The sequence below is a fragment of the Bacillus sp. A015 genome (genome assembly GCF_053851875.1).
Genome location: NZ_JBSPZB010000008.1, coordinates 46,645 through 58,994, shown reverse-complemented (window position 1 = coordinate 58,994; position 12,350 = coordinate 46,645). Strand labels below are relative to the sequence as shown.

The 12,350-nt window shown below is 38.0% G+C and carries 12 protein-coding genes; 10 read left to right on the top strand and 2 right to left on the bottom strand.

Features of this window, described 5'->3' with window-relative positions; all coding sequences use genetic code 11:
• Positions 1-35: 35 nt before the first annotated feature.
• The 7 genes from ACSLGF_RS09245 (at position 36) to ACSLGF_RS09215 (ending at position 8,504) form a co-directional block, all read left to right on the top strand.
• Positions 36-1,376 carry a sugar porter family MFS transporter gene (locus ACSLGF_RS09245; protein ID WP_456004595.1) on the top strand — a complete coding sequence of 447 codons (1,341 nt, stop codon included), beginning with the start codon at positions 36-38 and terminating at the stop codon, positions 1,374-1,376.
• Between the two features lie 506 nt (positions 1,377-1,882).
• The gene (locus ACSLGF_RS09240; RefSeq protein WP_456004593.1) at positions 1,883-2,521 is read left to right on the top strand and encodes a hypothetical protein; all 639 of its coding nucleotides are present in this window, start codon (positions 1,883-1,885) and stop codon (positions 2,519-2,521) included.
• A 984-nt stretch (positions 2,522-3,505) separates the two neighbouring features.
• Positions 3,506-5,095: a hypothetical protein gene (locus ACSLGF_RS09235; protein ID WP_456004591.1), complete on the top strand. Its 1,590-nt coding sequence runs from the start codon at positions 3,506-3,508 to the stop codon at positions 5,093-5,095.
• Positions 5,096-5,165: 70 nt separating this feature from the next.
• A complete protein-coding gene (locus tag ACSLGF_RS09230) occupies positions 5,166-6,869 on the top strand; it encodes a hypothetical protein (protein ID WP_456004589.1) in 1,704 nt (567 codons plus the stop codon).
• A gap of 68 nt (positions 6,870-6,937) precedes the next feature.
• Entirely contained in the window at positions 6,938-7,441 is a 504-nt protein-coding gene (locus ACSLGF_RS09225) for a class D sortase (protein ID WP_456004586.1), read from the top strand.
• Positions 7,442-7,564: 123 nt separating this feature from the next.
• Positions 7,565-7,975 (top strand): Rok-like winged helix domain-containing protein, encoded by a 411-nt coding sequence (locus tag ACSLGF_RS09220; protein WP_456004583.1) that lies wholly within the window; start codon positions 7,565-7,567, stop codon positions 7,973-7,975.
• 214 nt (positions 7,976-8,189) lie between these two features.
• Positions 8,190-8,504 carry a terpene synthase family protein gene (locus tag ACSLGF_RS09215; RefSeq protein ID WP_456004766.1) on the top strand — a complete coding sequence of 105 codons (315 nt, stop codon included), beginning with the start codon at positions 8,190-8,192 and terminating at the stop codon, positions 8,502-8,504.
• A 7-nt stretch (positions 8,505-8,511) separates the two neighbouring features.
• Here the strand turns inward: ACSLGF_RS09215 and ACSLGF_RS09210 are convergent, their stop codons facing one another.
• Together ACSLGF_RS09210 and ACSLGF_RS09205 are read right to left on the bottom strand one after the other, a co-directional pair.
• Entirely contained in the window at positions 8,512-8,724 is a 213-nt protein-coding gene (locus ACSLGF_RS09210; protein ID WP_456004580.1) for a hypothetical protein, read from the bottom strand.
• Positions 8,725-8,816: 92 nt separating this feature from the next.
• The gene (locus ACSLGF_RS09205) at positions 8,817-9,074 is read right to left on the bottom strand and encodes a hypothetical protein (protein WP_456004577.1); all 258 of its coding nucleotides are present in this window, start codon (positions 9,072-9,074) and stop codon (positions 8,817-8,819) included.
• A gap of 178 nt (positions 9,075-9,252) precedes the next feature.
• Between ACSLGF_RS09205 and ACSLGF_RS09200 the strand changes: the two genes are divergently transcribed.
• The 3 genes from ACSLGF_RS09200 to ACSLGF_RS09190 all read left to right on the top strand — a co-directional run bounded on the left by ACSLGF_RS09200 (position 9,253) and on the right by ACSLGF_RS09190 (position 12,308).
• On the top strand, positions 9,253-9,546 hold the full coding sequence (locus ACSLGF_RS09200) for a CotD family spore coat protein (RefSeq protein ID WP_456004575.1): 294 nt from the start codon (positions 9,253-9,255) through the stop codon (positions 9,544-9,546).
• A gap of 635 nt (positions 9,547-10,181) precedes the next feature.
• Positions 10,182-10,736, top strand: coding sequence for a delta-aminolevulinic acid dehydratase (locus ACSLGF_RS09195; RefSeq protein ID WP_456004573.1), 555 nt, complete (start codon positions 10,182-10,184; stop codon positions 10,734-10,736).
• A 159-nt stretch (positions 10,737-10,895) separates the two neighbouring features.
• The gene (locus ACSLGF_RS09190) at positions 10,896-12,308 is read left to right on the top strand and encodes a polysaccharide deacetylase family protein (RefSeq protein ID WP_456004570.1); all 1,413 of its coding nucleotides are present in this window, start codon (positions 10,896-10,898) and stop codon (positions 12,306-12,308) included.
• Positions 12,309-12,350 lie beyond the last annotated feature (42 nt).

The window sequence follows — 12,350 nt, the reverse complement described above, 5'->3', positions numbered from 1 at the left end:
ATGAAAGCGGTTTATTAAGTGAGGGGGTTATCCACTTGGAGAAAAAAGTGTCAAGTAAATTTATCTTCTTTTTCGGGTCCTTTGCAGGAATCTTATTCGGATATGATATTGGCATTATTGCAGGAGCGGAAGGACATATTCAGGAAGAATTTCAGCTCAGTCCATTATGGCTTGGGATCGTCGTCTCTTCATTAATGGGCGGGGCAATCATTGGTTCGATTTTAAGCGGTCTTATGGGGGATAAGTTCGGCCGCAGAAAGCTCATTTTGGTCTCATCGATCATCTTTTTTGTCGGAGCTATAGGATCAGCCATCGCACCAGAAGAGATTTCATTAACCATTGCTCGTATCTTTTTAGGGACAGCAGTAGGAACAGCCTCATCTTTGGTGCCGGCTTACATGTCTGAAATTGCTCCTGCTAAAATCCGCGGGAAATTGTCTGGGCTCAATCAGCTCATGATTGTGAGCGGACTATTGCTCAGCTATATTGTCGCGTTTGTGTTTGAGCCCATCCCAGACAGCTGGCGCTGGATGCTGGGAAGTGCCGCTTTATTTGCCATCGTGCTTTATATTGGCATGCTCAAACTTCCTGAATCTCCGAGATATTTAATTAAACACGGAATGGCTCATAAAGCACGGGAAGTATTAGGGTCACTGCGCTCTTCCCGTGAAGAAATCGAAGCAGAAATGCAAGAAATTTTAGAAGTCGCAAAAGAAGAACGCTCAGGTATTCGTGAATTGTTCCAAAAGAAATTCCGAATGGCACTCTTCATTGGGGTTGGGATGGCCACCCTTCAGCAAATACAGGGCGCCAACTCCATTGTGTATTATGCAACGAGTATCGCTAGAAATGTCGGTCTTGCTCCGCAGGTCGCAGCGGGTTTTACAGTCATCGTTGGTGTCATTTTCGTTGTGACAACTGTTATCTTTTTGCAATTTGTCGATCGGTTTGACCGCCGAACGATCCTCACAGTAGGGGGAACAGGAATGGCACTTTCCTTCTTTGCACCAGCGGCATTAGGTGCACTCGGAGTCAGTGAAGGGATTTTAAACTGGGTCACATTGATTTCACTTTGCTGCTTTATTTTGTGCTATGCCTTCTCTTGGGCGCCGATCACTTGGATCATCATCGGCGAAATCTTCCCGCTCTCTGTCAGGGGCATTGGAGCAGGTATTTCATCTGCCTTTAACTGGACGGGGTCGTTAGCTGTCGGACTCGTTTTCCCCATCTTGGCTGATCAATTCAGCTTTGGGGTCATCTTCTCCTCATTTGGGGTTATTTGCTTAATCGGACTATTGTTCACCCGCTTTGTTTTAGTCGAAACAAAAGGAAGAAGCTTAGAGCAAATCGAAACCGATATGGCGGCACGTGTATAAAGAAAACCATCTATCCCACGTGGATAGATGGTTTTTTACTCAAGCGTATTTTTAAGATCAGCTGGCAGTAAATCAATTAATTGATCATATGAGGACAATTCCAGCACTTCAAGCAGCGCATAAGATCATACGTTCAACTCAGTGACAAAAGACAGGATACAACGGTGGGAAGGTGACGATCATTGTCAGTAGAGTGATGCATAGCAGAATAAAATGTCTCACTTTCATAATCATCAACGATCAATAGATTAGAAATCACCTTTTCTAATAACAATATCCACAGAACCACAAAGCATTTTTTATGAATAGTTAGTTCATCCTCCCCGATTATAATAAGAAATGAAGTGTTTTCTATTGAAAAAAATGGATAAAACATCGATTTCATCTGAAATACAAAAGCTTCTCAGACATAAGACTTATAAGTTGTTAAAAACTTGTGTACCAAAAAGGTTTACTGTTTATTTAATTAAGAAACAAACATATTAAAATTAAGGGAGGAACTTAAAGTGAGTATTAATCAAAAAGTAATAAAAAATAGGAGATTGAAAGGTAAATGTTTACTTGTTTTAGCAATTATGATGATGATCTTGCCTGTCTATGATTTCATTCAAGTTGGTGAAATGAAAGAGGCAAATGCAGCAACAGTGAGTATTTTTGATAAACACAGTTTAGATGGGACATTAAATGAAATCGGTGATTTATCATTAAGTTATAAAGCAAGTGGAATAGCCAACTTGAATTTGTTAACATCTACATCTATTCTTTTTGAAATGCCAGAGGAGTTTAAACAGGTCATGAAAACAAAATCATTTCAACAATCTCTAACAGTGGAGTATGAAGTACCATTTATCAGTTTAGCAGGTATTGTTATTCCTAAAAAAGGAGTGATCGACTCAAGTCAAATTGAAATTGAAGGAAAAAAAGTATATGTGAAATACAAAAATATCTTAAGTCTGAATCTCTTAAGTAAATCAGGAGCCTATCAGTTTCATTTAAAAGCCAAAATCCCTGAATTCCCACAATCAATCGGTACTTCTAAAAAAGAATTTATTTTTTTAGCTAGTTCAAAAGATAATATTAAGGTAGAACTTTTAAAAGAAAAAGAAGCAGCTCAGAAAAAAATCATTTTGACTGACAAGAAATAAAACATGTTGACCTATTGAATTGAATCAAAAACACCTTTTTAGGCTTCCATTACACTAAATTCACTTAGTGTGTGGAAGCTTTATTTTTGGGAGGTAATTTTCAACCCAATACATTTTCAATTTGATATTCTCTTAATAGCGCCTGTAAACGATAAAGATAATGGCTAGCAATCTATATTTAACTTGCAAGAACCAATTAGTAGTTAATCTCTTTTCTGCAAACGGTAAATCTGTTTTATTTATTTCATTATCTTGCTTAAGGGGTTCATTACGCTATCTTTGTTTCTTGCTCACTTGAGGATCGCTAGCACCCTTAAAATGCTTGTTTTCAATTAGATTGATTAAATCAACCATATCTTATTTTCTCGGTAATATTTCATACACATGTTGGTTTGAGAGCTATGGGTTAAGCCACTAATTTGTCTTTCGAAATATCGAAAGCTTTTTTTTGTACATGTCTAGTTTTGTTATGTTTTGTAAAATAAGTTTTTTTAGAGCTGTCGAATTCGTTTGACAGTTATTTTTGTTGGAATCGATTTGAAGTAATTAAATACACAACTTTCGTTCTGATTCAATCCATATTACAAGAATATAAAAATAGTCTTAAAGTAATTACTTTTATTTTTTAAAGAGCATTATTCATGGAAAATCACATAGGTAAATTATTTTCAAAAAGTGTTGAGGAATGATGAGGAATATAAATGATTCTTAATGCTTAATTTTGCAGTGAAGTTTTTTGTTTTTTTGTATTTATAAGATACTAAATGATTATTTTTAACTTGAAATACATAATTTTCTGCTAAGAATATTGAGGAAAAATAAGAAAATTTGTTGTATGATGTATGTTTATTTCTATAAGTAGTACTTTACTATTGCGGAAATTTAAAAAATTGAGTGAATTAATTACATATGTTTTCCTCTAGCTTATAGGTATCTCAATCGTTCTATAAAAGAACCTATACATAAATTAGGGAGGGATTCATATTGAAAAAAGGTTTTGATTATAAAAGGAGAATGAACAGAGAAAAAAATAGACGTAGGAAACAAGCTATCGCTATCTTGTCTGCTTCTGCTGTTCTATTTAGCCCAATTTCATTTAAAGGAGTCTTACCGACATTTAGTGTTACGCAAAATATTGCTTCTGCAGCCTCTATTAGTATTTTTGACCATGAAAAATTAAATGGAAGTTTGAGTGATGATGGAAAGCTAAATTTAAATTATGAGGGAAGTGGCTTAGCGAATTTAGATTTATTAACCTCGACAAACATCGTTTTTCAAGTTCCTAATGAATTTCAAGATGCAATCAACAATGAAGAATTCAAAAATTCAATAAAAATAGAATACAATGTGCCTTTCATAGGAGTAGGAGGCATTACGATTCCAAAAAAAGGTGAAATCACTCCTGATGATATCGAGATTTCTGGTAATAAAATTTATGCAAAATTTAAAAATATCTTTAGTTTGAATTTATTAAATAAAGGGGCTTATCGATTTAACTTAACTGCGGATATTCCTGATTACCCAAATTCTGTAGATATCCCTGATAATGGTATTTATACATTTGGGGCAAGTTCAACAGACAATATTCAAGTAAACTTACTACAAAGCAGTGATGCTACATTAGAAGTATTGGCCCCAGATAAAGATGCCGACGCCGATGCTGATGCGGACGCTGATGCGGATGCGGATGCCGACGCGGATGCGGATGCCGATGCCGACGCGGATGCGGATGCAGATGCAGATGCGGATGCCGACGCGGATGCGGATGCCGACGCTGATGCGGATGCAGATGCGGATGCCGACGCTGATGCAGATGCGGATGCAGATGCTGACGCTGATGCAGATGCTGACGCTGATGCGGATGCAGATGCGGATGCAGATGCGGATGCCGATGCGGATGCAGATGCTGATGCCGACGCCGATGCCGATGCTGATGCCGACGCTGATGCAGATGCTGACGCGGATGCTGATGCAGATGCCGATGCGGATGCAGATGCCGATGCGGATGCGGATGCCGACGCTGATGCGGATGCCGATGCTGATGCCGACGCCGACGCTGATGCCGACGCTGATGCTGATGCCGACGCTGATGCCGACGCTGATGCTGACGCCGATGCCGACGCTGATGCGGATGCCGATGCCGACGCTGATGCGGATGCCGATGCGGATGCGGATGCGGATGCTGACGCCGATGCGGATGCGGATGCTGATGCCGACGCCGATGCGGATGCGGATGCCGACGCCGATGCGGATGCAGATGCCGACGCCGACGCTGACGCCGATGCGGATGCTGACGCGGATGCGGATGCCGACGCCGATGCAGATGCCGATGCGGATGCGGATGCCGACGCAGATGCAGATGCCGACGCCGATGCGGATGCTGACGCCGATGCAGATGCCGACGCGGATGCGGATGCCGACGCAGATGCAGATATTGACGGGAAAGGTGATACAGATCATCAAGTAGATTTACCAATAACATCGAATAATTGGTTTACCTCTGCTCTATTAGGATTGTCCGCATTATTAGCTGGTTTACTGACAAGAGGACGTAGACAAAATAAAAAAGTGTAATTCACAAAATGATCCTGCCTGTTGCATTAGAAATATTTGCAATAGGCAGGTATTAATGGAGGAAATCTTTATGAGCTGTGAGAAAGAGACAAATTCTTTTGCTGAGAAATTAGTTCAACTTAAACGTGCGATCATGAGTGAAGAAAAAAAAATGATGCCATCGGTAAAGTTACATTTTGGTAGAAAGCAAAAATTTGTTTTGTTCTTATCCCTTGGAAATCCAGATGAAAGAGCAGTTGTGTTTTCTGCTATTGGAAATACTATGGAATCTTCGTGGAGAAGTGTGGTAAATAAAGTATTCAAATTTATGAAAAAACAAAAAACCTTTGATTTTCTCTGGTTAAAAGCCGATCTGGTCAATCATATTGAAAGCAAACCATACACTATTTGGTCTCATCAGATTGCTAAATTGAAAAAAAATTACTTCAGAAAAGGGATTTCTTTTGATCCATTATTTAACATGGCGTTTCTAGAACAAGAGATTAATGGGAATGCCCTCATAAAAGAATCCAATCATTCACTTAAAATGGCTCTAAATGAAGAAAATGTTCGCTGGTATGTAAAAAAAGTGAAAAAACAACAAACAAATTTTTCACTTCAGAATATACAACAGATTTATGAGTTTACGACAATTTCCTATTTTTTTGATGACAAACTAATCAAATTAAATAACAAGGAACATTTGAATGGAATTCGACTGGTTGAAATGTCAAAAAAAGAAGTAAGGCATCTGATTACATCGAGTGTTCATTTTCTAGCGAAGCAGGTAAAGGAGAATGGTGAATTTATTTACGGTTATTTTCCTTGCTATGATAAAAAAATTAACTGGTATAATAGCTTGCGTCATGCAAGTACATTATTTTCAATGATTGAAGCTTATGAAGTGACACCGGACTTGTATGTCAAGAGACAAATAGAAAAAGCACTGCAATATTTAAAAAAAGAACTAATACATAATAAAACTTCATCTGATCAAGCATTTGTTATTGATTGGAGGAACCAACAAGAAATTAAACTAGGGGCTAATGCAGCAGCTATCTTGGCACTAACAAAATATATGGAAGTCTTTCAATCAAAAACTGATCTAGAATTAGTAAGAAGGCTTGCAAATGGTATTATTCATATGCAAAAGGAGGATGGATCTTTTTCACATGTATTAAACTACCCCGATTTTCAAGTAAAAGATGAGCATCGTATTATTTACTATGATGGAGAAGCAGTCTTTGCACTAATGAAGCTGTATGACATAGACCGCAATGAAGTGTGGATTGAAGGAGTAGAAAAAGCTTTTGCTTATTTTATCAAGCATGATTATTGGAAACACCACGATCATTGGCTTAGTTATTGTACAAATGAATTAACCAAGTTCCGACCTAAGGACCAATATTTCCAATTTGGTCTTCAGAATGTAAAAGCAAAACTAGATTTCATTTATCATCGTCATACGACCTATCCTACATTTTTAGAATTGATGATGGCAGCTTATGACATGGTAAATTTGATATACAAACTAAAAAAAGAGTACTTATTAGTTGATTTTCCAGTAGAGTATTTAAAAAAAGCCATTGATCATCGAGCTCATTATCAAACAACAGGCTTCTTTTACCCTGAATTGGCCATGTATTTCAAACGTCCTGAATCCATTGTCGGCTCCTTTTTTATTCGACATCATTCTTTCAGAGTTAGAATAGATGACATAGAACATAATTTATCAGGTTACTGTCGTTATCTATTAAATCGAATTTCTGAAAAGAATCGAGTCAAAATAAGATGAAGCGGATGATTAGTCGATTGTTGTTCTGTATAGGAGTCATTGTACTTATTTATTGTGGAATGCAGATGTTGACTTATAAATGGAATGTTAACGAGCAACTTAGTAAAGCTCAAAACATAATAGAACAGAAACAGTTCACTGATCAGCAGTCAGACCCTGTTCGATTTTCTCCCCAGAAAGGTGATGTCATTGGAATTTTAAAAGCCCCTTCTATACAACTCAAACTCCCTATTATTGAGGGAACAGATAAACAAGAGCTTAGTAAAGGTATTGGTCACCATATCGAAACAGCTTTTCCAGGTCAAACGAGACAAATTTTACTTTCTGGACATAATGATTCAGCATTCCGTGACATTGGTAAATTAAAAAAAGGGGAGCTATTGACAGTTGAGATGACTTATGGAGAATTCCAATATGTCATTACAAAAAGTGATATTGTAAGTGCCGATGATCGGACTGTTGTCAATCGCACTAAAAAACAGGAAACATTAATTTTATCTACCTGCTATCCTTTTCATGTATTGGGGTCAACTTCACAAAGATATATTTTATATGCGAAAAAACAGAAATAATGTGAGGTTTATCAATTTTAATTGTTGTTCTATGATGAAAATATAATAGGGGGAAAGTGATAAGAATCACTTAAACTTCATCACAATCAAAAGATATGAACTGCAATTGGAGGATATTCGTCTATGTATAAAGAGAAAGAGAAATTGCTCAAACAATTAGAGGAATTAGATATTTACGAAAAAAGCGTCTACGAATTGATCGCATCTAAAAAAAGAAACATCAAAAAAAGGATAGAAGAATTAGACGAAATTTATCGTAAAACTTTCGTGCCTGAACATGTAAAAATGTATGGAGAGATGGAAGATCGGTTGATCGCTTATTATGAAGCGATTCAATTATTTGAAAATAATCCTGAAAGAGTTTTTTCAATTAATGAAATAAAGCAATTGATTTCTTTGAAAACAGGTTACAAAATTCCTTCATTTAGTTATTTTTATCGAAAGTTGCGTGCGATTAATCCCTATATTGTGAGAGTAAGACATGGTTATTATATATATTCTCCGGATTATAAAGATGGACAGAGTCTGTCATAAAATATTTAATCGTATCATCAAGTTAAGAGAGGGAGGAGAAACTAACTGGAAGATAATTTGAAATAGGTTTGCTTCAATTATGTGAGTGATAAATGCAATAAATATTAGCCCTATATCATGTGTGTAAAATTTATCTACACTGGTAGCATGCTTGTTGTGTTTCATTTTATTGAACAATGTAAGGAGAGAAAGGAGTATCATCCACTTCCGCTAAATAACATCTCATGCAAACAAAATTATAAATTTAACAAATGACATCATGTCCCTTAGAAAAGAATTACGTTTAGGTGATGTTCATAATTTGGTGATTCGTATACGAGAGCAGACGCAGATATGTTTAGAAGAAGCAATCGATGAGGTTAAAAGAATGCATGATGATGAGCTGAAACAGTATCTGAAGTTAGAGCAAGAGTTGCTTATAGAAAAAGAAGTTAAGCAATTTATGAAAAGGTTTCAATCCTCAATAAGTGATATTATGACTGGTGTCTTGATACTCTGTGATTTGAGACCGTCTATCTATTGTGGATAGACGGCTTTTAGCGGAGCTCTTGTTTAAGGTCATTCGGCAGTAAATCAATCAACTCATCATATGATGACAAATCCAGCACTTCAAGCAGCGCATAATATTTCGCGTAGATTTCACTCAGCTGATCAGGATGATTCGTTTCATATTGATTTAAATGCAATTGAGTAAGTTCAAGGGCAATGTCTAGCTTGTTTCGTTCGATGGTTTGAGTCGTTTTGATCATTTGGTTCACCTCTTATTTCATGATGAGCGGAAAGGTTAGGGCGCAGTTCCACAGCTGACCGCATATTCTTTTTCTTCTACCTTTTTTGAATATCAGACGGATGGCGTCATCCCTGTTTCACTTTTCCAAGCCTGCCAATACACATCATAAAGCTGGCCATTCTGAGGATCTACATGATTCTTTTTTTGCAAAATGGCAAAGTAGCTTTGATAAGGATAGCCTTCTTGATAAATAGCCTGCCGGATGGCTCCTTTTTCAATCGCATTTGTAAAAATGATAGGTGACAGCAGTGGAAGAGTGATGATGACGAGTAATGTAATGAATAAAAAGAGCTTATGTTTTGTTTTCATCGATGTCCTTTCTTTACAAGATATCATTTGTATAATATGTTAAATTCACCCTTTTGTAAAGAAAGAGAAAACTAGATGGATGGTGGATTTTTAAAAAATAGACAAGCATCTAATCACTGAAGACGCCTCTTGCATACGATAGAGTGTAAGTGAAAGACAACTTGAAGGGGGTTTTAAGATGAGCCGAAATCGATTAGACAATTTTTTCTTTGGGCCTCGCAGGGGAAACCAAGGAGAAGATGAAACGCTTGTTTTCCCCACACGTCAAATTGTCAATACGACAACGAACGAACAAACGATTAGAAAAATTCATCCAACTCATATCACAAACGTGAATAAAAACATCAAGAGAATTGAAAACTACTATCCTGCCACTCAATCTACTCAAAACGAGTATATCGTGGAAGAATACGATTGCGGCAGGGATATCAAGAACCCTTGCTGCCGTCCGGTGAAACGCTGTAAGTGGTAATATGATTGAGAAAAAGAAGAAAGGCATCCTTTTGTGGGATGCCTCAGCGTGTAGACAAACCCTCGCATTCGGTGTCAGTCCTGCGTGCCGGTGCTCACGAATGTCAAATTCGCTCCGCGCCAGTGCTCGTTCTTCCTAGACTTCAAAGGTTTTCTATCACGCTGAAAAGAAGACAAAGGGCTAAAATAAAGATCATTTTAGCCCTTTGTCAACAATCTGGGGCACCCTTTTATGGGATGCCTTTTTATTTTTGAGTAAAATTTTGATTAAAAGTTCCTTTCAAGATAAAATTGGATGTATCAATCATTCTTTTGGAGCCTTTTATCAAGATCAGCTGGTGGGCTTGGTCATGCTCATACAAGAAATCTTGCAGAAATGAAAGCACCGAGCAAATGTAACGGCTGGTGGCTTCGGACAAGGAATAGGCAAGGCCCTGATGACGAAAGCTCTGTCCTTCGTACGAGAAAGGAAGGACATCGAATAAATGGATTTCACCGTGGTGACAACCAATCACCTGTACAGGTCCGTTGGATTTGAGTGGTATGCTGTAGAAGAAAAAGCTTTAAATATGAATGATACATATGCAGATGAGGAAAAAATGGTTTTATTCTTATCATCGTTTGGAGGAGATACAAGTGGATCAACATGCCATGCGCATCACATTAGTAGCAGGACCAAATAGTGAGCTAGAATCTTTTGCCCTGCGTGCAGCATTTGAGAACTTTGGTGCAAAAGTCGATATGCATTGGATAGGCAGACCCAATGATCTGATTGATGTGTTATCTGGGAGAAATAGAAGGGAGACGGACTACCTTCTTCTATCGTTTCACGGGGAAGAAGGAGCGTTTCTCATGCCGGAGTTAGGGGAAGATGTATACGAAGATGGGGAGCCTAGAGGTGCAACTTTTGGAGCGGATGAAATCAAGCGGTATGCTTCGTTAAAAGGGGTTCACGTCATTTCTACAGGCTGTACACTAGGAGAGAAAAATCTCGCAGATGCCTTCTTAGAAGCAGGGGCCATCTCCTATACAGCGCCGAATGATTACATTGATGGAAATGCGGCGTTTATCTTTGTATTGACTATGCTTTATGAACGCTTGAACAATACAAAGACGGTCAGAGCGGCTTTTGATCGAGCGAGTTCAATTGATGAAGAAACAAAATTATTTCAACTATATATGCAAAAGTAATCATAGGGCTGAGAAATCAAGCCCTTTTTCTATTCCTCTCTTAAAATGTGTCTAAAATGTGACAAGTGTGTTTTTTGCAAACTAAACCGGGATCGCGCAAAGTCTATCCTACAAACACACGTCATCCAGACAGGACGGCATCACGAGAGGAGAATCATTGTGTCAATCAAAGGGAAAATCATTCTCGTCCTATGCGGACTTGCGATGATCATCGGTATCGCTGCGTTTTATCATAATCAGCAGGCTAGCGGGACAGAGAAGAAGAAAGTAGAACCAGATGCGAGCTATAAAGAAGTTGAAATTGTTACCCTTGTGAATGACGGGAGATACATGAGATATGCTGTCAACTATCCGCTGTTTCATCAAAAAAAGCTAGACCAAGAGATGAAAAGATTTGCAGAGACAGCGCTGGACAGATTCAAAACATCATTTAGCAAAGCAAGTGATGTCAGTGAAGAGAATCGATATGAATTAAATATAGATTACGAGATCATTCATTATGCCAAGCAAACCGTTGCGATCAAATTCAATACATATGAATTGAAAGGCGGAGTAAAAGGCGCACATCAAACGAAGGTGTTCAACTTTGATTTTAAGAAACAACATTTTCTATCAATAGATGATTTATTTTTATCAAAGAAAGAAGATCTGCAAAAACTGTCTCATATGACATTTGAGGAGTTAAAAAAAGATCGCTCCCTTGCTGAAAACGAGCATTTGCTCAAACAAGGAACGTCTCCAGCGGCGAAGCATTATCAGCATTTTGCCATCAAGGATCGTTATATCGAATTTTACTTTCCAGCTGGACAAATTGCATCAGATAAGCAAGGCCCTCAAGTGTTAGCGATTAAGAAAACACTGCTTAAAGGAATGTTAAAGCCTGAATACATCAATAAAGAAAAGAACAAAAATGAGAAAAAAGAGCCGATTCCAAAAAGAAAGATCGTAAAACTGCCAAAACAGGCAGCATTCAACCCAAATCAAAAAGCCATAGCCCTTACATTTGATGATGGACCAAATCCATCAACGACTTCAAAAATTTTAACAGCTCTAAAAGAAAACAAAGGACATGCGACATTTTTTGTATTAGGAAGCAGGGTCCAATATTATCCCGATATGCTAAATGAAATCCGAAAGGGTGGAAATGAAATCGGAAACCATTCCTATAACCATCCTTTACTTACAAGACTGCCATTAAAACAAGCCGTCAAACAAGTAGAAGACACGCAGCGAATCATTGAAAAAGCGAGCGGGTTTACACCGACTCACTTTAGACCGCCATATGGGGGAACAAACGGGCAAATCAACGGGGCTGTCAACATGAAAGTCACCCTCTGGGACGTAGATCCTGAAGACTGGAAATACCGAAACAGCCAATACGTGGCCAACTACATTTTAGCGCATGCGTCTAGCGGAGAAACCGTCTTAATGCACGACATCTATGACACCTCAGCCAACGCAGCCGTCACGATTATCAAGGAACTGACCAAACAAGGATATCAATTATTGACAGTAACGGAGCTTGAGAAGTGGAAGGAAGCGCGTGCGAAGAAAAACAAACATAATAAATAATGATAAGTATGGTGCGAACCCTAGGTGAACATAAAAAGCCTA